The organism is Novosphingobium gossypii (assembly GCF_050433305.1).
GTDB lineage: Bacteria > Pseudomonadota > Alphaproteobacteria > Sphingomonadales > Sphingomonadaceae > Novosphingobium > Novosphingobium gossypii.
In genome coordinates this window covers 189,493-211,009 of record NZ_JBNPXM010000006.1, presented here as the reverse complement: position 1 = coordinate 211,009, position 21,517 = coordinate 189,493, and the positions used below count along the sequence as shown (strand labels likewise).

14 protein-coding genes are annotated in these 21,517 nt (G+C 65.4%); 10 read left to right on the top strand and 4 right to left on the bottom strand.

What is annotated here, in order from left to right:
• The first annotated feature begins 23 nt into the window (after positions 1–23).
• The 3 genes from GGR40_RS13305 to GGR40_RS13295 all read left to right on the top strand — a co-directional run bounded on the left by GGR40_RS13305 (position 24) and on the right by GGR40_RS13295 (position 5,357).
• On the top strand, positions 24–1,748 hold the full coding sequence (locus GGR40_RS13305) for a sulfatase family protein (RefSeq protein ID WP_429276723.1): 1,725 nt from the start codon (positions 24–26) through the stop codon (positions 1,746–1,748).
• Positions 1,749–1,750: 2 nt separating this feature from the next.
• Positions 1,751–2,989 (top strand): MFS transporter, encoded by a 1,239-nt coding sequence (locus tag GGR40_RS13300; RefSeq protein ID WP_429276722.1) that lies wholly within the window; start codon positions 1,751–1,753, stop codon positions 2,987–2,989.
• Positions 2,990–3,074: 85 nt separating this feature from the next.
• A complete protein-coding gene (locus GGR40_RS13295; protein WP_429276721.1) occupies positions 3,075–5,357 on the top strand; it encodes a TonB-dependent receptor in 2,283 nt (760 codons plus the stop codon).
• Positions 5,358–5,409: 52 nt separating this feature from the next.
• On the opposite strand, the gene GGR40_RS13290 is transcribed toward GGR40_RS13295, so the two are convergent.
• Positions 5,410–6,303 (bottom strand): LysR family transcriptional regulator, encoded by an 894-nt coding sequence (locus tag GGR40_RS13290; RefSeq protein WP_429276720.1) that lies wholly within the window; start codon positions 6,301–6,303, stop codon positions 5,410–5,412.
• A gap of 76 nt (positions 6,304–6,379) precedes the next feature.
• On the opposite strand from GGR40_RS13290, the gene GGR40_RS13285 reads away from it, so the two are divergent.
• From GGR40_RS13285 to GGR40_RS13275, 3 genes are read left to right on the top strand one after another with little or no spacing between them, the layout of a single operon-like run.
• On the top strand, positions 6,380–6,988 hold the full coding sequence (locus GGR40_RS13285; protein WP_429276719.1) for a pyridoxamine 5'-phosphate oxidase family protein: 609 nt from the start codon (positions 6,380–6,382) through the stop codon (positions 6,986–6,988).
• Positions 6,985–7,395, top strand: coding sequence for a VOC family protein (locus tag GGR40_RS13280; RefSeq protein ID WP_429276718.1), 411 nt, complete (start codon positions 6,985–6,987; stop codon positions 7,393–7,395). The genes GGR40_RS13285 and GGR40_RS13280 overlap by 4 nt, the downstream gene beginning before the upstream one ends.
• A gap of 18 nt (positions 7,396–7,413) precedes the next feature.
• The gene (locus GGR40_RS13275) at positions 7,414–7,878 is read left to right on the top strand and encodes a nuclear transport factor 2 family protein (protein ID WP_429276717.1); all 465 of its coding nucleotides are present in this window, start codon (positions 7,414–7,416) and stop codon (positions 7,876–7,878) included.
• 37 nt (positions 7,879–7,915) lie between these two features.
• Here the strand turns inward: GGR40_RS13275 and GGR40_RS13270 are convergent, their stop codons facing one another.
• Both GGR40_RS13270 and GGR40_RS13265 read right to left on the bottom strand, forming a co-directional pair.
• Entirely contained in the window at positions 7,916–10,045 is a 2,130-nt protein-coding gene (locus GGR40_RS13270; protein WP_429276716.1) for a TonB-dependent siderophore receptor, read from the bottom strand.
• Positions 10,046–10,198: 153 nt separating this feature from the next.
• A complete protein-coding gene (locus GGR40_RS13265; RefSeq protein ID WP_429276715.1) occupies positions 10,199–12,277 on the bottom strand; it encodes a TonB-dependent receptor domain-containing protein in 2,079 nt (692 codons plus the stop codon).
• Between the two features lie 173 nt (positions 12,278–12,450).
• On the opposite strand from GGR40_RS13265, the gene GGR40_RS13260 reads away from it, so the two are divergent.
• Entirely contained in the window at positions 12,451–14,055 is a 1,605-nt protein-coding gene (locus GGR40_RS13260; protein ID WP_429276714.1) for an alkaline phosphatase D family protein, read from the top strand.
• A gap of 137 nt (positions 14,056–14,192) precedes the next feature.
• A complete protein-coding gene (locus tag GGR40_RS13255) occupies positions 14,193–16,592 on the top strand; it encodes a DUF3772 domain-containing protein (RefSeq protein WP_429276713.1) in 2,400 nt (799 codons plus the stop codon).
• Positions 16,593–16,600: 8 nt separating this feature from the next.
• On the opposite strand, the gene GGR40_RS13250 is transcribed toward GGR40_RS13255, so the two are convergent.
• Entirely contained in the window at positions 16,601–17,713 is a 1,113-nt protein-coding gene (locus GGR40_RS13250; RefSeq protein ID WP_429276712.1) for an ROK family protein, read from the bottom strand.
• Positions 17,714–17,830: 117 nt separating this feature from the next.
• On the opposite strand from GGR40_RS13250, the gene GGR40_RS13245 reads away from it, so the two are divergent.
• Positions 17,831–20,302 (top strand): TonB-dependent receptor, encoded by a 2,472-nt coding sequence (locus tag GGR40_RS13245; protein ID WP_429276711.1) that lies wholly within the window; start codon positions 17,831–17,833, stop codon positions 20,300–20,302.
• On the top strand, positions 20,302–21,507 hold the full coding sequence (locus GGR40_RS13240) for a YdcF family protein (protein ID WP_429276710.1): 1,206 nt from the start codon (positions 20,302–20,304) through the stop codon (positions 21,505–21,507). Before GGR40_RS13245 ends, GGR40_RS13240 begins: the two co-directional genes overlap by 1 nt.
• Positions 21,508–21,517: the final 10 nt, after the last annotated feature.

Sequence of the window (21,517 nt, the reverse complement as noted above, 5' to 3'; positions counted from 1 at the left end):
GATCCACAGATCAGGAATTCCCGATGAAGAAGATCCCTGCCTTGCGCGCGCTGCTCGGCGCCGCCTGCTTCGCCTCGCTGTCCTTGACCGCCCCGGCGCTTGCGAAAGGGCCTGCCCCTGCCCCCCGGACCGCGGGTCAGGCGAACGAAACCCGTCCGCGCAACATCATCTTCGTCCTTGTGGACGATCTGCGCTACGACGGACTGGGCTTCCTCCAGCCCGGCCTGCTGAAGACGCCGAACATCGACCGCATGGCCAGAGAAGGCACCTATTTCCCGAACGCGGTCGTCACCTCGTCGCTGTGCAGCCCCAGCCGCGCCACGATCCTGACCGGGCAAACCGCGCGCAACCACGGCATCGTCGACAACAACGATAGTTCCGAAGCCGGGCTGACGTACTTCCCAAGCTACCTGAAGCAGTCCGGCTACCAGACGGCGTTCTTCGGCAAGTGGCACATGGGCGCCAGCACGGACGCGCCGCGCCCCGGCTTCGACAAGTGGGTCAGCTTCATCGGGCAGGGCAATTACTGGCCCTCGAAGGTGAACACCGGGCAGTCGTCGCCCAACCTCAACGTCGATGGCCGGACGGTGCCGCAAAAGGGCTACCTGACCGACGAACTAACTGACTACGCTATGAACTGGCTGACGAAGGAGCGCGATCCGAAGAAGCCGTTCTTCCTCTATCTCAGCCACAAGGGCGTCCACTCCGACCCGCTGCCGCCGCCGCGCTACGCGCATCAGTACGACAACGCGAAGTTCACGCTTCCCGCCAGCGCGGCCAACACGCCCCGGAACAATGCCGGCAAGCCGCTGTGGGTGCAGAACCAGCGCAACACCTGGCACGGCATAGATTTCTTCTACAACGCCGACGTGCCGATGACCGAGTATCTCAAGTACTACTACGGCACGCTATCGGCCATCGACGACAGTCTTGGCCGGGTGATGGATTACCTGCGCAAGAACCATCTGGAGAACGACACGCTGGTCGTGTTCACTTCGGACAACGGCTACATGATCGGCGAACACGGGCTGATCGACAAGCGCAACGCCTACGAGGCCTCGATCCGAGTGCCGCTGGTAGTGTGGGAACCGGGAACGGTGCCTGCCGGCAAGGTGAACGAAGGTCGCTTCCGCAATCTGGATTTCGCGCCGACATTCCTCGACGTTGCCGGTGCGCAGCGCCCGCCGCAGTTCGAAGGCACCAGCGCGTGGAAGCTGTGGGAAGGCGTGCAGCCGGTGTCAGACTGGAAGCCGGGCGATTTCACGTATGAATACTATTGGGAATACAACTTCCCGATGACCCCCACCACGTTCGCGATCGAGCGGGACCGGCTGAAGTACATCCAGTACTATGGCGTCTACGACACCGAGGAACTGTACGATCTCAAGGCCGACCCCGATGAGATGCACAACCTGATCGACGATCCCCAATGGGCATCGCGCAAGCAGGAACTGCGTCTGGCGCTCTACGATCAGCTGGCCAACACCGATGGCAGGCACGTCATCCCTTATGGCAGGCGAACCGCGCAGGGCTCGCTGCGGCGCGGGATCAACGGCTCTCACGCAGCGGACTTCCCGGCGCAATGGTACGTCAAACCGAACCCGGTCGACCGCTTCGACCCGAACATGCCTGATACCCCGGCCAAGCTGAAGGCGCAGGCGGAAGGCCGGCCGCTTATATATACCCCGCCGCTGGCGGATGAACTGAAGCGGCAGATCGACCTGGGTGGCCAGACTTCGGCGAAGTGACCGTGGGTTCTTCGCTTTCGTCCCGTCGGCGCTGGCTGATCTTCGCGCTGGCGCTGACGGCGGGCGTGCTCAATCTGGTAGACCGCCAGATCATATCGGTGCTCAAGCCGACGATCGCTGCCGATCTTGGCTGGAGCGACGATGATTACGGGACGCTGGCCGCCTGGTTCCAGGGAGGCGCTGCGGTGGGGTTCCTCATCGCCGGGTGGATCGTCGACCGGCTGGGCGCGAAGTGGGCCAATGCGGCGGGCGTGGCGGCATGGTCGATCATGGCGATGACGCACGGCTGGGCGCACAGCTTCGCCCAGTTCGTGCTGTGCCGCACCGGCCTTGGCGCGACAGAGGCGATGGGCACGCCCTCCACGGTGAAGACCATCGCGGTGCTGTTTCCGCCCGCGTCCCGCTCGCTGGGCTTTGGCCTTTCCAATGCCATGAACAGCCTGGGCGCCATCCTCGCGCCGCTGGCTATCCCGTTCGTGGCGCTCGTCTGGGGCTGGAGAGGGGCGTTCATCGCGGCAGGTGTGGTCGGCATCGGCTGGGTTCTAGCCTGGCTGCTGGCATCGCGCGGGGTGGATTTTGGCGATCGCGTATCGGTCGGGTCAGGGGGCGCGCGGCGCGACGGCAGACCTTTTCTGCTGGAGCGTAACACCTGGACCATCGCAGTGGGCAAAGTGCTGTCCGACGCGACCTGGTGGCTCATGCTGTTCTGGATGCCGGACTATTTTCATCGGCAGTTCGGATTGTCGGGCACCGACCTCGGGCCGCCGCTGGCGCTGGCCTATTGCGGTTCGATGGCCGGCTCTCTGCTGTCAGGATATGCCGCCAACACGATGCTGGCGCGCGGCATCAGTGCGAACCGCACGCGCAAGACGCTGATGCTGGCCTCGGCGCTATGCGTGGTGCCGGTGCCGCTTGCCCTGCATGTGGACGCTTACTGGCCCGCAGTCGCGCTGCTGGCGCTGGCGCTGGCCGGGCATCAGGGGTTCTCGACCAACCTGTTCGGGCTGATCGCCGACGTGACGCCGCGCAACAGAGTGGGGCGAGTGACCGGTTTCGGCGCATTCTGCGGCAACATGGGCGGCGCGGCGATCAGCAAGGTGTCCGGCCTCGTTCTCGCGGCGGGGCTTGGCTACGGGCCGCTGTTCGGCTTTGCGGCCTGCTCCTACCTGCTGGCGCTGGGCTGGATCCAGCTAACGATGCGCCGGATCGTCAGCGTCGATGAACCGCAGACGGCCGCTTAGGGGAAGTTTCATAGGGGGCGAAAGGAAAACTATCTTTCTCAACCGCAGCGGTTGACTATGTCGGCTCCCATTGAGGGAGTTTCCAATGACAGATCATGCATTCCACGTCGTTCGTTGCGCGTTGCTGGCTTCGGCGGCCATTTTCCCGGTCGCAGTCCAGGCCGAGGAAGCCGCGGAGCCGGTTTCCGGCGAGATCGTCGTCACCGCGCGCTATCGCGATGAATCGATCCAGCAGGTGCCGATCGCGATCACCGCGGTCAGCGGCCAGTCGCTGAACGATCGCGGCATTCACAACCTGCAGGATCTGAGCGCGACCGTGCCTTCGGTCGATTTCCGCACCAGCGCGTCCAACAAGGACCGCTCGGTCTTCGTGCGCGGGGTCGGTACGATCAGCACCTCGCCGGGCGTGGAATCCTCCGTTTCCACCGTGGTCGATGGCGTCGTGCTGGCCCGTCCGGGCCAGGCCACGCTGGACGTGGGCGAAGTTTCGCGGATCGAAGTGCTGCGCGGCCCGCAGGGCACGCTGTTCGGCAAGAATTCTTCGGCAGGGGTCATCAGCGTGGTCACGGCCGCGCCTTCGGACGAGTTCCATGCCTATACCGAAGGCACCGCCACCACGGACGAGGAATATCGCCTCAAGGCCGGCGTTACGGGCGCACTTGCCGCAAACGTGACTGCGCGCATCGATGGTCTTTATGCGAACTACGACGGCAATCTGCGCAACCTGAACACCGGCAGCAAGGTCAACGGCTACGAGCGCTATGGCGCGCGCGGCAAGATCGAGGCCCGGCCCACGGAAACGCTCAAGCTCACGCTCGCGGGCGACTACCTGCACTCCTACGACGATGCCACCAGCGTCTATACCAGCACGTCGCAGACGGCCTATCCGACCGGCACCGTGACCACATCGGCCCCGCTGGGCGCGTTCCTGAGCGGTGTTGGCATTACGCCCAGCGCGTCCAACCGCGAACTCAGCACCAGCTTCGAAACCAATGTGACAGACGAGAACTACGGCGGATCGCTGACCGGCGAACTGGAACTGGGCGATCATACCATCACTTCCATCACCGCTTATCGCAAGTGGAAGAACCACCAGTTCCAGGACAACGACGGGCTTTCGGCACTCACCGCCGCGTTCCCGCAGATTCACGACGAGGGCAAGCTGGCTTCCAGCCAGTTCTCGCAGGAACTCCGCCTGACGTCGCCAAAGGGCAATTTCATCGATTATGTCGTGGGCGCCTATTACATGCGCGCCAAGACGGACGAGACGTACCAGCGCACCGTCACCCGCCTGATCGCTGGCAGTGCAGTGCCGGTGACGGGTGTTGCCGACTACGGCATCCTCAGCAAGAACTACGCGGTGTTCGGCGAGGCCAATTTCAACTTCACGTCATGGCTGCGCGCCTTTGCAGGCTATCGTTCGATCTGGGATGACCTGAGCTACTACCACGAGCGCACTTCGACCAACGATCCGACCAATTCCGGAGCACCCTCGCTCGATATCACCTCGATCCGCGCCTACCATCAGGCGCAGGGCTCCACCTCGCAGCGCGGCGATGCCTATCGCGGCGGCATTCAGGCGGATCTGACGCCCACCACCCACGCCTATTTCACCTATGCGCGCGGCTACAAGGGGCCGGCCTACAACGTCTACTTCAACATGCGCTCGCTCAACGCGACGACGCTGCTGGACGAGATCGTGCTGAAGCCGGAAACCTCCGACTCGTTCGAGGCGGGTATCAAGGGTACGGCGCTCGACCGCCAGATCACCTATGCGCTGGCGGTCTACCAGACCAAGTTCCACAACTATCAGGCCAATTACAACGACATCGTCGGCGGCGCACAGGTCACCCGCCTCATCAACGCGGGCACGGTAGAGAGCAAGGGCGTGGAACTGGAATTCGGGCTGCACCCGATCCCCGGCCTGTCGCTGGACACTTCTGTCGCCTACACCGATGCCAAGGTGGTACACTTCAACTGCCCGGTCGGCGCGCCGACAAGCTGCGACATCGACGGTCAGCCGCTGCCGTTCGCACCCAAGTGGAAGCTCTACAGCAACCTGACCTACCGCTTCGCGCTGACCGATGCACTGAACCTGGAAATCCAGAGCGACGTTTCGCTCAAGAGCGAGACCCAATTCTCGCTCACGCAGCAGCCCAGCACGGTGCAGCCCAGCTACGTCATCTGGAATGCCAGCGTGGCGTTGCTTGGCGCGGACGAAAGCTGGCAGGTGCGTGGTTTCGTGAAGAATATCACGAACCAGCAATACGCCTCGTTGCTGGGCAACGGCGCGCTGGCGGGCACCAGCCGCTTCGTCCCGCGTGACGACAAGCGCTATGCGGGCATCATGCTGCGCAAGGACTTCTGACCAAGGCGTCTGCGGGAAGTCCCATGGCTTCCCGCAGGACCCCTGTTGCCCGTCACTGCCACGTACGCATACGCGCACGGTCCCGCATCGCCTCTATGAAGGCGCGTACCGCAGGCATTGCGGCGCGCCCGGGGTCGTAGAGCAGGCTGACGGGAAGCGGGGGCGGGGCATGGTCGGTCAGGACGGGCACAAGGCGACCGGCCTTGATGGCGTCGGCAACCTGATAGCTCAGGACATTCGCAAACCCCTGACCTGCTTCCGCCGCCGCTATGGCCGCGTCGATGGTGTTGAGCGTCAGGCGCGGTGTCACCTGCACCACCTCGTCCGCCTTTGCGCCGAACGGCCAGGCATTGCCGATGCGGATGCCGTTGCCGGCGATGCAGCGATGCGCCTTCAAGTCGACCGGCGTTCTCGGAAGGCCGTGCTCCGCAACGTAGGCCGGGCTGGCGACTATCGTTTGCCGGACGGAACCGATCGCCACCGTGCGTAGGGAACTGTCCGTCAACGTGCCGATCCGCACCGCTACGTCGATCCCTTCCTCCACGATGCGCACGTTGCGGTCGAACAGCATCATACGCGCGTTTAGCGCTTCATGCCGTGCCAGCAGCTCGTTGATCACGGGCAGCACATGCAGGCGCCCGAAGAAGGTGGGCGCAGTCACGTACAACTGCCCGCGCGGCATGGAGCGCCCGCCGGTGACGATCTGCTCGGCCTCGCGCAGATCAGTCAGGATACGCCGCGCCCGGTCGAGGAAGGCGACACCTTCATCGGTCAGCGACACCGCCCGCGTCGAGCGGTGGAACAGGGATACGCCCAGATGCCGCTCAAGCGCCGCAACGGCCCGAGTGATGGACGGCGGCGACGATCCCAGCGTCCGTGCCGCAGCGGCAAAGCCACGGTGATCGGCAACGGCGACAAAGGCGGTCAAAGTCTCGAAGCGGTCCATTGTTGCTCATCGTGAAATGGTGAAGTCCATAATGCGATAATTACCACAGCCGGCGCAACAGGCTACCTTCCGTGGCATGGCACAGACATATCTCCATACGATGTTCGGCCCCCGCGCCCGGGCCCTTCAAGAGGCTGACGGTTCGCGGGCTTCGTATGCGCGGATGGAGGCGCAGGCGGGCCCGCTGGACGTCCTTACGGACCGTGAGGCCCAGTTCATCGCGGCGAGAGACAGCTTCTACATGGCCAGCGTGACCGAGAACGGTTGGCCCTATGTCCAGCATCGCGGGGGTCCGACCGGTTTCCTGCGACGGATCGAGGGCAACCGCATCGGCTTTGCCGACTATCGCGGCAACCGGCAGTACCTTTCGACCGCGAACCTTGCGGCGGATGACCGGGTGTCGTTGTTCCTGATGGACTATCCCAACCAGCGCCGGCTCAAGCTGATCGGCCATGCGCGCAGCAGTGAGGATCCCGCGATCATGGCCGCGCTGATGCATTCCGGTTACGCTGCCGAGCCGGAGCGCGCCTTCGTGATCGATGTCCTGGGTTTCGACTGGAACTGCCCGCAGCACATAACCCCGCGCTTCACCGAAGCGCAGATCAGCCGCTCCACCCAGCCACTGATCGACGAACTTGCCCGCCTGCGCTCCCGCGTCGCGGAACTGGAAGGAATGCAACAATGACCGAAAAGCTGACCCGCGGCGTGCACCATGTGGGCCTGACCGTCCCCGATCTGGATCAGGCGCGCGGGTTCTTCTGCGGCCTGTTGGGGTTCGAGGAAGTCGGCGGGGTGCCTGACTACCCTTCCATCTTCGTGTCGGACGGGACGGTTCTGCTGACCTTGTGGCGCGCCGCCGATCCGCTGACCGCCCGAGCCTTCGACCGGCGTGCCAACATTGGCCTGCATCACCTGTCGCTGGCCGTGGCCGACGATGCCGCGCTGGACCGGATCTGGAGCAAGGTGCAGGACCATCCCGAAGTGATTGTCGATGCGCCCCCCGGTCCGATCCGCTCGGGTTCAGCGACGCGCCACTTCCTCATATTCATTCCCGGCGGCATTCGCCTGGAATTCGCCACCCCCTTTGCCTGAACGAGCAGGAGCCTGACGATGACAAGACCGCCTCTACCGCCGTTCTCGCGGGAAACCGCCTTGCAGAAGGTTCGCGCTGCGGAGGATGGCTGGAACAGCCGCGATCCCGAACGGGTAGCACTGGCCTATACGCCGGACAGCCAGTGGCGCAATCGTTCCGACTTCCTGCAGGGCCGCGGGGCCATCGTCGAGTTCCTGACCCGGAAGTGGGAACGGGAGCATGACTACCGCCTGATCAAGGATCTGTGGGCACACGACGGCAACCGGGTCGCGGTGCGCTTTGCCTATGAATGGCGCGATGCGGATGGCGGCTGGCATCGGTCCTACGGCAACGAGAACTGGGAGTTCGCCGCAGACGGCCTGATGGCGCGGCGCATCGCCAGCATCAACGACCTGCCCATCAGGGACAGCGAGCGCCTGTTCCACTGGCCGCAAGGGATCAGGCCCGACGATCATCCCGGCCTGGAAGCGCTGGGGCTGTAGAAGTTGCGGGCGCGGGGATACCGCGCCCGCAATGTCATCAGAAGCGATAGCCGACCGTCGCCATCACGTTGCGCGGCGCGCCCATGAAGCAGTCGCCGCGCGCCAGGCACGATGCGAAGAACTTCTCGTTCAGCAGGTTCGTCGCGTTGACCGCGAAGCGCCAGTTGTCCCAGTTGATCTCCGCCAGCGCGTCCACCGTCGTGCGCGAAGGCGTGACGATGGTGTAGAGCGTGCCGGCGGGGATCGCGGGGTTGAGGCCGTAGGGATCCATCTGGCCGGTCGACTTGCTCTTGCCGTTGTAGACGACGCCGCCGCCAAGCCGAAGCTGCGCCGCCTTGCCGATGCCGAAGGTCTTGGTCGACCAGATCGACGCGGTGTGGCGCGGCATGTAGTCCAGGCTGCTGTTCACTTCCGACTTCAGGTTGTTGTAGCCGTAGTTGAGCAGCAGTTCGAAGTTGCCCGGCAGGGTGTGGCTGGCTTCGAACTCGATGCCCTTGGTGGTCAGTTCGCCCGACTGGCCGGTGGCGTTGTTGGGCAGGTAGAGGACGCGGTTGCGCTCCTTGATGTGGAAGGCAGTCACGGTGACCAGCGTCGCGGGTTCCGGCTGCCACTTCACGCCCGCTTCGAACTGCTTGCCGGTCTGCGGCTTGTACGGCGCGCCGGTGGGGTTGTCGGGATTGCCGGTCTGGATCGAGCCGGCCACCGGCAGGAAGCTTTCGGTGTAGCTGAAGAACGGCGAGAAGCCGGCGCCCACTTCGCCGATGATGCCGGCGCGGAAGGTGGTGGCGTTGTCCTTGCTGCCGGCGGACGAGGTCACGCGGTCGCGGCGGGCGCCCAGGACGACGGAAACGCGATCGAAGAAGCGGATCTGGTCCTGCACGTAGATGCCCAGCTGCTTCTGGCTGTCGGTGTTCCACGCGCCCGAAGGTTCGTAGGCGGCCAGCGATGCATAGTCGATATCGTAGAGGTCGACGATCTCGGTGGCGCCGTAGGTTTCCTGCTTGCGAACCTTGTTCCAGCTGTAGTCCAGGCCGACCAGCAGCTTGTGCTCGATGTTCGCCCCAGTATTGAAGGTGAACTGCACGTTGTTGTCGGTCGAGAAGACGTTCATCCGCGCGTTCGATGCACTGGAGGAAAGGCCGATGGTGCGCCCGTCCGTGCCGTAGACGGAGAACGGATTCAGCGGATAGGTGTAGCTATCGGCGTAATGCGTGAAATACTGAAGGTCGCTGTCGATGTAGCGGGCCTTCAGGCTGACGCGGATATTGTCCGAGAAGGAATGCGTGATGGCACCGCCGCCCTGCAGCGAGCGTCCGTTGTAGCGGTCCCACCCCGCCTTGCCCACGAAGGTATAAGGATCGAGCTTGCCTTCCGGGTATCCCGGGTTGGGGCTGAACGTCCCCACGATGGGCAGGAACTGCGAGGTCGAGCCGGTGTCGTCCTCCTGATACAGGCCGTTGAGCACGATGTTCGTGTCGGGCGTTGGCTGCCAGCGGATCGACGGGGCGAACATCACGCGGTCGTCGGGGACGTGATCGACGTAAGTGTCGGCATCGCGCACGCGACCCACGGCGCGGATCGCCAGGTTGTCTGCCAGCGCCAGATTGAGGTCCGCCATCGCTTCCTTGCGATCATAGCTGCCGTAGACGAGATTGACTTCGCCGCCGGTGCGGAATTCCGGGGTCTTGGACACGAGGTTGACGAGGCCGCCGATCGAACCCTGGCCGAACAGCACGGACGCCGGGCCGCGCACGATTTCCACGCGGTCGAAGTTGTATGGGTCGGACGTAATGCTGGCGTAGTAGCTGAAGATATCGCGCATGCCGTCGCGGAACTGCAGCGCATCGATGCCGCGGATGTTGAACCCATCAACGCGAGTATCGCGACCGTAAGGGTTCGCAAGCACGCCGGCGGCATACTTGACGGTGTCGCTGATGCTGATCGCGCCCTGCGAGATGTAGCGGTCGGAGGTGATGACCGTCAGCGGCTGGGGCACCTGGACCAGCGGCGTTTCGGTCTTGGTGCCGCTGCCCGCAGTGACGACGATGCTGTCGTCGTTCAGTCCAGCTTCGCCCGCCGCCGATGGAGCTTCCTCTGCCGCCCGCGCGGCGGTGGCCGAAAAGGCGAGGAAGGCAACGCCGCACAGGGCAAGTGAGCGAGCGGACATGATGGAACCCCTTTTGCAAATCATTCTTAGAACGGGGTGCCGTTAACGCTATTGGGAATGCGTCGCAATATGATGCGAAAATAGATGAAACCTGTGGTGCATCGGCAACAGCAGCCGGACGAGCGGCGGGGACACCGCCCGTCCGGCAAGCCGTCAGAACATGGTGCGCAGGCCGAAGACCACATTGCGCCCGCGCAGGGGCGAGGCATCCTTGATGAAGGATGCGTGGTTGAAGGCGAGGGCGTTCGTCAGGTTGGTGCCGCGCAGGTAGAGTTCGGCGGACGAGCCGCCGAAGTCCAGCTTGTACGATACCGTGGCGTTGACCATGTCGTACCCCGGCGTGCGGGTCTCGTAGGATGCGGTGCGGTCCTGCTCGAACACGCGGAAGTATTCGGCGTTCACGGTGAAGCCCGCCACTGCCACATCGCCGCGCGCGCCAAGGCGGCCTGCCGGTATGCGTGGCAGGTTGCCGCCTGCGTCCTTGAACTTGGCCCGGACGTAGTCGCCGAGCACTGAGACGCCGAGCGCCGGGGAGAACTGGTGGTGGATCTCGCCGTCGACACCGGTGAACGTCGCGTCGTGCGCGGTATAGCCGATCAGGCGGAAGTCCTCGAACCGGTCCAGCGTCTGGGCATAGATGTACCCGTCGAAGTCCTGGTGGTAGGCCCCCAGCGTGAAGTGCGTGTTGCCCAGCGACTTGCGCAGGGTGACGTCGATGGAGTGCGAGGTTTCCTTGCCCAGCGTGGCGTCACCCAGTTCGTAGGTGTTCGTCGCCAGATGGACGCCGCGCGCGAACAGCTCCTGCGCGGTGGGTGCGCGCTGCGACCGGGCGAGCGAGAGCGCCACCGAATAGCCGGTGCCGCTGTCCCAGATCGCCGCGCCGGAGATGGAGAAGGGATTGTGCTCGGCACGGCGGTTCAGCGTGGTCTCGATTGTCTGCCATTCCTGCCGCACGGCGCCTTCGAGGCGGACGGGGCCGAGCTGGAAGGTTTCCAGCAGGAACACGCCGGTGTTCGTCGTCTCGCTTTCCGGCAGGTAGGCTTCGGTGCCAACGGCGCTGAAGTCGCTGTGAGCGTATTGCACCCCGAATGTGCCGCGCAAACCTCCCAGTGGCTTATGTGTCAGCTCCAGGCGCACATCGTGCGCCTTGTTGCGGAACGTCGTGGCGACTTCGTCGTGCTCCAGTTCCTCGTGGCGATACTTGGTCAGGCCGGCACGAAAGCGGACCCGCTCGAAACCGGGCAGCGGGTCTTCGTAATCGGAGCGGATGTCGATCCGTTCGCTGCGCAGCCGCACGTAGGGCACCTCGTCATGCCCTTCTTCGCCATGATCGTGGTCATGGTCATGATCGTGCTCTTCCCCATGCCCATGCCCATGCTCTTCCCCATGACCGTGATCGTCATGGCCGCCGCAGTGCAGGCTGGTGCCGTGGGGGTGGCAGTCCTCGTAGTCGTGGCTGTGGCCGGGCAGGCCGTATTCGCTGTTCTGCCGGGTATAGGCGATGCCGAGATATCCCCGCTCGCCCACATACGCCCCGCCGACGGACCACGTCGAGGTGTCGTTGTAAGATCCGTCCACATGGCGATCGCCGAAACGGGAAGGCACACGATAGTCGTCGCTGGACCGGGCGATGCCCTCCACATGCACGGCGAAGTTGCCGATCGCGCCGGTCAGGCCGCCGACCAGCGCTTGCTCGTTGTCCGCCGTGCCGAGCCGGCCTTCCGCAACCGCCTCGATCCCGCCCTCGGGCAGCACGGTGGGGATCTTGCTGTCGAGCACGTTGACCGCGCCGCCGATCGCGCCACCGCCGTAAAGCAGCGTCGCGGGACCGCGCAGCACTTCGATCCCGCGCATCAGCAGCGGCTCGGCGACGACGGCGTGGTCGGGCGAAACCTGCGAGGCGTCCTGAATCTGCGAGCCGTCCGACAGAACCTGCACGCGCGGCGCGGTCTGGCCGCGAATGACGGGACGGCTGGCACCGCCGCCGAAGTTGTCGAAGTTGACGCCCGGCTGTCCGGCCAGAGTTTCTCCCAGCGTCGCCTGGCGGCGGTGGACGAGTTCCTCGCCGCCCAGCGTCAGCACGGGCGTGACCGTCTCGTCGGCGCGCTGCTGCAGCGCGGTTGCCGTGACCACGATGTCGTCGGCGCGATGCGCGTTCGTGGATTGCGCGAAGGCGTGCGGCGCCGCGATGCAGGCGCCTGCCACCGAGGCGAGAAGTAGTCCGTATTTCATGCCGCTATGGTCCCCTCAAGGCTGAAGGGCAGTCGTTAGTTCATGATGATACGTTATAACATCAGTTTTTTGTTTCAAAAGATTTCGCGGGTCGGGAATGCGCTGGTTCGACAGCAAACGGCGCCCGGCCATTGTCATGGTTCGGTAACAAACACCCGCGATAGCCCGCCGCCATGACCCTGTCGCTTTCCGAACGTTCCGCCCCCTTCCCCCTTACCCGCCGTGCTGCAATCGCTGGCGGGGCTGCGGCAGCCGCGTTTCTTTCGGTGGGCGCGCGCGGCGCCGTGCGCCTGCCGCAGGGCTTGTTCAGCCTGGGTGTCGCTTCGGGCGATCCGCTGCCGGACGGTGTGATCCTGTGGACCCGCCTTGCGCCCGAACCGATGGCCGGGGACGGAGGGATGCCCCCTGTGTCGGTGCCGGTGCGCTGGGAAGTAGCCGAAGACCGCCTGTTCGCGCGCGTAGTCCGGTCAGGCACTGCCCAAGCAGAACCGCGTTGGGGCCACTCGGTCCACATCGATGCGCGGGGACTGCTTGCGGGCCGCAGCTATTTCTACCGCTTCATCGCAGGAGGGGAATCGAGCCCGGTCGGCCGCACGAAGACCGCGCCCGCGCCGGGCGCCATGGTCGATCGGCTGCGCCTGTGCTTTTCTTCCTGCCAGAAGTACGAGGTCGGCTACTATGCCGCCTGGCGGCACGTGGTGGAAGAAGACCCCGACCTGATCCTGTTCCTGGGCGACTACATCTATGAAGGGGCGCCCGGCACGGTGGGGAAGAAGGACGTCGTGCGCGTCCACCGCAATCCCGAACCCATCGACATCGCCGGCTACCGCATCCGCTATGCCACGTACAAGCAGGATCCGCTGCTGCAGGCCGCGCACCACGCCGCGCCCTGGGCGCTGACCTGGGACGATCATGAAGTGGCGAACGACTATGCCGGCGCGCTTGCCGAGGACAATGCCGATCCGGCGGTGTTCCTGCGCCGCCGGGCCGCGGCCTACCAGGCCTATTACGAACATCAGCCGATCCGCGCCCATGCTCCCAAAGGCCCGGACATGCGGATCTATCGCAAGCTGGACTGGGGTGCGCTGGCGCAGCTGCAGATCGTCGACGACCGGCAGTATCGTGGTCCCCACGCCTGCCAGCCGCCGGGCCTGATCGAGGCGCACAAGCGCTATCTCGGCACCATCCCGGACTGCGCAGACCTGCGTGAGCTGGGTCGCACCATGCTGGGCGCCACGCAGGAGCGTTGGCTGGACGATGCACTGGGGACCAGCAAGGCGCAGTGGAATCTCCTGGCCCAGCAGACCCTGATGACGCAGGCCCGCGTGATGGACCCCGGCGATACCTCGGATGCGGTGCACTATTCGGCGGACAACTGGTCCGGCTACCCGGCGGCACGCGATCAGATCTTCCGCCGGTGGGCCGAAGCGGGCACGTCCAATCCGCTGGCGCTGGGCGGCGACATTCACGCCTTTGCCGCTGCCGACATCCGGCATCCCGACCGTCCGGACGGTCCGCCGATCGCCTCCGAATTCGTCGGAGGATCGATCTCTTCGTTGCGGCCCGATCCGGATTTCAAGCGGCTCGCCCCGGAAAACGGCCTCGCCTTTGCGGAAGCCTATGTGCGCGGTTACGGCCGCCTCGACATCGACGCGAAGGGCGGACAAGTGACGTTCCGTGGCCTCGACGATGCGCTGCGGGAGGATTCCGGTATCCGCGACATCGCGCGGTTCGCGCTAGAGTCAGGTCGCCCAGGCCTTCACACGCAGGCGGTCTGAGGCGGGGCGGTCGAGGCTTTCGCCCTCTCGGTTCCGTCGTGGCGGACACCTGTCCTGTCGTTTCGCGCTTGCACAAAGCGGCAGAACCGGCTCACGCTAGGCGCGATTACAGTCGGTTCGAGATGCGTCTGATACATATGCCTGCTTTTTTTCGCCTGATGCTTGCCGTGTTCCTGTTCGCAGCAGGCACCGCCGCCCACGCCCAGCTTGCGCCCACAGCGGAGCAGTCCAGCCAGATCAAACAGGCCGAAGCGGAACTGCGCGAAGTGGACCATGCGCTGGATACGCGCCTGGACGCCGACGATCGCGCAGCCCTGCGGACCAGGGCCCTTGCCGCGCAAGCCACGGCCAGCGCTGCGGGGGACCAGCTTGAAGAGCAGATCACCCTGATCGATGCGCGGGTGGCGGGGCTGGGCCCGGTCACCGAAGGCGTGGCCGAAGCGCCGGAAATCCGGCAGCAGCGCGCGCGCCTTGCACGCACGCGGGCTGCTCTCGACGCGGCTGTGAAGCGCAGCCGGCTCGCCGGCGTCGAGGCGCAGCAGCTGATCGACGAACTGGATCGCAGCCAGGCGGAACAGCTCAACGAAACCCTCTCGGCGCGGGTGAATTCGCCGCTGTCGCCCGCTTTCTGGAGCGGCCTTCTGGCGTCCATGCCGCGCGATATGCGCCGGGTGGAACTGTTCGTGTCGCAAGGCGTCCGGCAGATTGGCGCGCAGTGGCACGGCGGCCTGCCGTGGCAGCCGCTGCTGGGCGCGATCGTCGCCTTTGCACTGCTGTTCCCCGTCCGGGTCGCCGGACGGCAGCTCGGTCAGCGCTACTTGATCGGAACCGCGCCGGGGCACCGGGTGCGCCGCTCTCTTTATGCGCTCTGGCGGCTGTTCGTAGGCACGGCAGCGCCCTTGCTGGCGGCGTTCGTGCTGGTTCAGGGGCTGCGCTGGGGAGGCGTGCTGCCGCAGCGCTGGGACGATCTGCTCGACGGTTTCGTGGCGGCCTGCGGGTTCTCCGCTTTCACCGCATCGCTGGCAGGCGCCGTGCTGATGCGCAAGCAGCCTTCGTGGCGGATCGCACCCATCGCCGACGAGACCGCGCGCCGCGTTTATCCCATGATCATGGTCCTGGTGGGGATCGCGTTCGGCTGCATCGTGCTCGAGGCCTTCAACCGCGCCGTCGGCGCCAGCCAGACCGCGCTTACCGCATGGCAGATGGTGGAGGCGCTGGCGCACCTGTTGTGGATCGGCGCGTTCCTGCTCCTCCTTGGCCGGTTGCGTGCCAACTCGGCGGCTCGGGAGCCGTCCGAGGATGACGGCGCGGATCGGCCCGTTCCGGGCGCCGGGGTAGCCGTGCTCACCCTCGTGACATGGGCGCTAGTCCTTGTCGCCCTGTTCGCGCTGGCGGGGGGATATGTCGGGCTTAGCCTGTTCATCGCGCGGCTGATCGTCTGGATCGGGGTGCTGGCTGCGGCGCTCTACCTGCTGCTGGGCACGGTGGACGATGCGGCGACCACGCTGTTCAGCCGTGACAGCCGGCTGGGCGTCACCCTGACCCGCAGCGTGGGCCTGCGCGGCAGCGTGGTAGACCAGTTCGGCGTCCTGATCTCGGGCGCTTTGCGGATCGTGTTGGTGCTGGTGGCGCTGGGCATGCTGATGACGCCGTTCGGCGGCGGCGGCGGGCTGGGCAGCTTCTTCGGGCGGCTCGGCGCGTTCGCGCAGGGGATCGAGGTGGGGGGCGTCACCATCTCTCCGGGTGCGATCATCCGCGCCGTGCTGGTGATGACGATAGGGCTGGCGCTGGTCCGCGCCTTCATGAGCTGGCTGGAAAGGCGGTATCTGCCCGCCACCGACCTTGACGGGTCGGCGCGCAATTCGGCCGGGCTGGTGGCCCGCTACGTGGGCATCGCGCTGACCATCATCTGGGCTCTGGCGTCGCTGGGCATCGGGGTGGAGCGCATCGCGCTGCTGCTCTCTGCCCTGTCGGTAGGCATCGGTTTCGGCCTTCAGGCGATCACCCAGAACTTCGTTTCCGGGCTGATCCTGCTGGCCGAACGACCCATCAAGATCGGCGACTGGGTTCGCGTGGGCACGGACGAGGGCGACGTGAAGCGCATCAGCGTGCGCTCCACCGAGATCACCCTGCCCGATCATTCGACGCTGATCGTGCCCAATTCCGAACTCATCACCAAGACGGTGCTGAACAAGACGCTAGCCAGCCCGCTGGGGCGCATCCAGATCCAGTTTTCGGTGCCGCTGGGAACGAAAGTGGACGATGTGCTGGACATCGTCCTCAGCACGTTCGCCGCAGAACCGGCAGTGCTGGAGGATCCCGGGCCTGCGGCCTTCGTCGATTCGATCGTCGATGGGCGCATCCTGTTCAACTGCTTCGCCCATGTCGCGTCCCCGCGTGACGTCTATCGCGCCCGCAGCAACGTGTTCCTGGTCCTGCTGCGGCGCTTCGGCGAAACCGGGATCGACATCGGCACCGTGCCGCAACGCCTGGAGCTTATGGCCCGCGACCGTGACGCGATCGAAAGCGAAGGCTGACGCGGGCGTTACGGCGCGGCGGCGATGGCGTGGATCGGCAGCAGCGCCGCGCCCATCGTCACCGGCGATCCGCCAAGCCCGGAAACCCGGATAGGGGGCCTGCGCTCGTCCATCACGGTGACGAGCGGCGCCCCGCGCAGCCGGTCCGCCAGTGCGTCCAGCATGGAGCGGGGCACCGCGCCCGCCAGCACGATCGCGCCAGGGTCCAGCCATGCGAAAGCGGTGTTGACCACCACTTCCAGCTGCGCCGCAGCGCGGTCCAGCCACTGTTCTATCGCCGGGCGTTGAGCGGCGGATGCCGGGTCGATCTCGTGCACCGACGACACGTCGCAGCCGTGCGCGCGCAAGGACGAGAGCAGGTCCAGCGGGCTGGGCCGGGGGCGGTCGCCGGGAAACAGGCAGCCGATCTCTCCCGCCACGCCGAACTGGCCGCGCACCAGCCTGCCGTCCACGATCACGCCCGCGCCGATGCCATATCCCAGCAACAGCACCACCACGGTCGAGAATTCGCGCAGCAGGCCGCCCATGTAGAACTCGGCGATGGCGGCAACATTGGCGTCGTTCTCGATCCACAAGGGCCAGCCCAGTTCGGTGCTGAACATCTCGCGCAAGGGGGCGTTGCGCCAGCCGGGCATTTCGTCGACCACGTTCCAGCGCTCGCTTTCCAGCGACAGCGCGGGGCCGGGCACCGCGATGCCGATGCCCAGCATTCGCCGCCCGAGCAGGTCGTGCCGGTCCACCAGTTCATACGTCAGCGCCCGGACACGGCGGGCGAACTGCTGCGGGTCGATCGGCTCGACGACTTCTCGATGGGTGGCGATGGCGGTGCCTGCAAAATCGACGAGCGCGATGTCGAGCAGACCCTTGTGCGCGGTCGCGCCCACCGCATAGCCGCCGGACGGTGCCAGTCGCAGCGGCACTGCCGGGCGCCCGCGCCCTTGCGCCTCTCCCTCGGCCACTTCCTCGACCGCGCCAAGGGTGAGCAGTTCGCGTGAAATGCGGGTGAGCGCTGCGTTGCTCATCTCCAGCCGTTCAGCCAGCGCGGACCGCGACAGCGCGTCCGCCTTGCGCAGCGCCTGGATGATGCGGCGCTGATCCTTGTCGAAGAGGGGAGTGGCCATGCGCCGAGCGCGTAGCTTATTTATTTATTTTCACAACAATAATTAAAAACGTCACATTGGACGTCCAGAGGCCCGCCCGTCGCCAGTGCCGCGACACGAAATTCATGAGGGGCCCTTATGCTCAAGACCGTTCTCGCCACCGGCGCCGCCTTCGTCGCGATTGCCACCGCCTTCACGCCCGCTTACGCCGAAGAAGCCGCGCCGCCGGCGTCTGACAGCGCCGGAGACGACATCATCGTCACCGGCTCTACCCGTGCGGAACGCCGCTTCGACGTATCGTATGCGGTCAACACGATCTCCCAGGAAGACTTCGAGAAGATCGCTCCGGTGAACTTCGCGGACCTCATTGGCCAGCTGCCCGGCTTCCAGACCGAGATCACCGGCGGCGAAGTGCAGAACATCTATCGCATCCGTGGCCTGCCCAACGACGGCGGTTTCGTCAGCTTCCAGCAGGACGGCCTGCCGCTGTTCCATGAAAACGACGGCGTCTTCTTCCGGGGCGACGCGATCCTCAAGCAGGATCTCATGACCGACCACGTCGAAGTCGTGCGTGGCGGTCCGGCACCGGTCTATGCCAGCTACTCGGGCGCGATCATCAACGCGATCACCGTGACGGGCGACGAAACCCCGCGCGGAAAGGCGCAGGTCACGCTGGGCGATACCGGCCTCTACCGTCTGGACGCCTTCCAGGCGGGCAAGCTGGCCAAGGACACGTATTACGCAGTCGGCGGTTTCCTGCGCTATCACGATGGCTACCGCGACAACGGCTTTCCCAACGACAAGGGCGGCCAGATCCGCGCCAACATCAAGCATGTGACGGACAATGGCTTCCTGAAGCTGACGTTCAATTACGTGAACGATCACAATGCGTTCTATCTGCCGATCCCGACCGCCGACCCGCGCAACCCCGCCGTCAGCCTCGACCAGTACATCGACTACTTCAACGGCACGATGAACTCGCCCGCGTTCCGCAACGTGAACCTGAAGTATCGCGACGGCAACGGCGTGATCCAGAGCCGCAACGGCGACCTTTCGGATGGCCGCCACATGCAGATGGTGAACTTCGGCGCGCATTACGAAGGCGACTTCGACGGCTGGCTGGTGACGGCAGCAGCCGGTTACACGCAGGGCAAGAACGATTTCTCGGCCTTCTATTCGACGACCAATCCGGTCGACGGCAACGCCTTCGCCAACGGGTACCTCAACCGTGCGGGCGGGGCGCCCTTCGGCGCGACGCGCTTCGGCTATGTGCTGGCGGGCACCAGCACCGTCTACGATCCCTACGCCGCGTCGGGTCTGGTCATGCAGGGCCAGTACCGCGACATCCATTCCAAGTTCTACTCGGGGCAGGCCAACCTTTCGGTCGCGCGCAAGTTCGATACCGGGATCGGCAGCCATGACATCAAGCTGGGCATCTACGGCAGCCTCTATGGCGAGGACAGCCGCACGCTTTACCAGAACTACCTGATCGAAGTAGCGGGCCAGCCGCGCACGCTGGACCTGGTGGGCTACAACGCGGCGGGCACCGTCGTGGGCCGGGTGACCGACAACGGCGTGCTGAACTATGCCGCCACGCTGAACCAGGGTGACAGCGACGCCAAGATGTTCGCGCTCTATGCCAACGACACCTGGGAAATCGTCCCCGGCCTGCGCATCGACGGCGGCATCCGCCACGAACGCTACAGCTACAAGGGCTGGGCCGCGCTGACCGCGCAGGCGAGCCTGGGCGATGCCTCCACGCTGGCAGACGACACCACCCGCGCCTTCACCGGCGTGATCCTGAACCAGAAGCTGAAGCCCAATGTCACCAACTGGACGGTCGGCGCGAACTACGACTTCTCGAACCACGTCGGCGTCTATGGCCGCGCCTCGCACCTCGAGACGCCGCCCAACGTCCAGACCGTGATGAGCATCAACCCCACGATCATCACCACCGTGGCCGACCAGTTCGAGGCGGGCCTGAAGCTGTCGATGGGCCGCTCGTACCTCTACGTCACGGGCTTCTACACCAACTTCGACCCGCTCAACGCCTCGTTCCTCGCGTTCGACCCCAGCACGGGTCGCAACGACGTGAACGTGCCCTTCATCGGCGAAGCGCAGGTCAAGGGCGTCGAATTCGACGGTGCCTGGAGCGTCACCCCCTGGTTCACGCTGAACGGCGCGCTGACGATCAGCGATCCCAAGTACAAGAACTTCCAGAGCAGCACCGGCGCCGATCCGGAGCAGGCCGAGGGCAACCAGATCGTCCGCCAGCCCAAGGTCTACGGCAACATCCGCCCCAGCTTCGACTTCACCACGGGCGATACCAACGTGTCGATCTATGGCCGCTATACCTACATGGGCAAGCGCTTCGTCGATCTTTACAACAACACCGCGCTGCCCGCTTACGGCACCGTGGGTGCGGGCGTGACGGTGAAGCACGGGACATGGCAGCTGCAGGTCGTGGGAGACAACCTGTTCAACGCGCACGGCCTGACTGAAGGCAATACCCGCACCGACTCGCTGGCCGGTCAGGGCAGCGCCGAGGCGATCTACGGGCGCCCGATCTTCGGTCGCAACTTCCGCCTCGTCATCGGCAAGTCGTGGTAATGCGGCGTAGCCCGGCGCGTCTGGCGGCCATGGTTGCCGTGGCATTCTCGTTGGCGACGGCACCTGGCCATGCACGGACAGGCCGTTCGCCGGAAGCTGGGCCGGAACTGGTGGCGGACAGCACTGCGGCACGGCTGTCGCAGCGGCTGTTCCCGTTGCTCGATGCGCTGGGCAGCGATCCTGCGGGGCTGAACGCCCTGCAGGCCCGGCCCGAAGTGGGCGCCATGCTGCGTGCCCGCCACGCGCGGCGTGCAACATGCAAGTCTGACTTGTCCTGCATTGCGCAGGCGATGGTCTGGACGGACGAAGATGCGCGGATCCTGTCCGCTGCGGCGGCTGCCGGCCAGGGCATGGCCAATGCGGCGGACGATGGCCCGGCGGCACAGGTGCTGCGCGAGGTTGGCGGCATCAACGCCATCGTGCGGACTTATGGCCTTGGCCAGGTGCCGCCTTATCCGCAGATCGACGGCGCAGGCATGGTCGATCCGCAGGAAATCCGCTCCCGCCTGCAGGCCGCCGCCTGGCTGTCGCAGACGCTCCGGTCAGGATCGTTGCAGGCGCTCGACCCCAGCGTGGAGTTCGCGCTGGCGCTGCTCGACGGTAGCGACCGCACCGATGCCATCGGGTACGAACCGCTTACCGGCGGGCTCAATGCCGATGCCATGAAGCGCGCCCGGCAGATCGACTGGAAGCGCCACCGCTACAGCGCGCTGATCGTGACGGGGGTAGGGCCGGAAGTGCCGGGCATGCCGCTCAGCCCTTACGGCAAGTACCACCTGCGGCTGGCGGCGCAGCGTTTTGCGGCAGGCGATGCGCCGCTGCTGATCGTGACCGGCGGCCGCGCACATCCCCGCGAAACCCGCTTCGCCGAAGCCGAGGAGATGCGCCGCGCCCTGATTGAACGCTACGGCGTTCCGGCAGAGGCGATCGTGATCGAACCGCACGCCCGCCATACCACCACCAACCTGCGAAATGCCACGCGGCTGCTGATCGCCATGGGCGCGCCGCTGGACAAGGACGCCCTGATCGTCTGCAATCCGGACCAGAGCGCCATGATCGAAAACCCGGAGTTCGTGAAGCGCAACGAGCGCGAACTGGGGTATCAGCCGGGCGCCGTTGGCGCGCGCCTGTCTCCCACGGAACTTGCATTCCGCCCCTCTGCCAGATCCGCCCGCGTCGATCCGCGCGACCCGCTTGACCCCTGAACGGAAAGAT

Excerpts from the sequence above, each read along its gene's own strand:
- GGR40_RS13255 (WP_429276713.1), top strand. The coding sequence starts at position 14,193 with ATGCCTGCTTTTTTTCGCCTGATGCTTGCCGTGTTCCTGTTCGCAGCA.
- GGR40_RS13280 (WP_429276718.1), top strand. The coding sequence starts at position 6,985 with ATGACCGAAAAGCTGACCCGCGGCGTGCACCATGTGGGCCTGACCGTC.
- GGR40_RS13265 (WP_429276715.1), bottom strand. The coding sequence starts at position 12,277 with ATGAAATACGGACTACTTCTCGCCTCGGTGGCAGGCGCCTGCATCGCG.
- GGR40_RS13285 (WP_429276719.1), top strand. The coding sequence starts at position 6,380 with ATGGCACAGACATATCTCCATACGATGTTCGGCCCCCGCGCCCGGGCC.
- GGR40_RS13240 (WP_429276710.1), top strand. The coding sequence starts at position 20,302 with ATGCGGCGTAGCCCGGCGCGTCTGGCGGCCATGGTTGCCGTGGCATTC.
- GGR40_RS13260 (WP_429276714.1), top strand. The coding sequence starts at position 12,451 with ATGACCCTGTCGCTTTCCGAACGTTCCGCCCCCTTCCCCCTTACCCGC.
- GGR40_RS13245 (WP_429276711.1), top strand. The coding sequence starts at position 17,831 with ATGCTCAAGACCGTTCTCGCCACCGGCGCCGCCTTCGTCGCGATTGCC.
- GGR40_RS13295 (WP_429276721.1), top strand. The coding sequence starts at position 3,075 with ATGACAGATCATGCATTCCACGTCGTTCGTTGCGCGTTGCTGGCTTCG.
- GGR40_RS13290 (WP_429276720.1), bottom strand. The coding sequence starts at position 6,303 with ATGGACCGCTTCGAGACTTTGACCGCCTTTGTCGCCGTTGCCGATCAC.
- GGR40_RS13305 (WP_429276723.1), top strand. The coding sequence starts at position 24 with ATGAAGAAGATCCCTGCCTTGCGCGCGCTGCTCGGCGCCGCCTGCTTC.
- GGR40_RS13250 (WP_429276712.1), bottom strand. The coding sequence starts at position 17,713 with ATGGCCACTCCCCTCTTCGACAAGGATCAGCGCCGCATCATCCAGGCG.
- GGR40_RS13270 (WP_429276716.1), bottom strand. The coding sequence starts at position 10,045 with ATGTCCGCTCGCTCACTTGCCCTGTGCGGCGTTGCCTTCCTCGCCTTT.
- GGR40_RS13275 (WP_429276717.1), top strand. The coding sequence starts at position 7,414 with ATGACAAGACCGCCTCTACCGCCGTTCTCGCGGGAAACCGCCTTGCAG.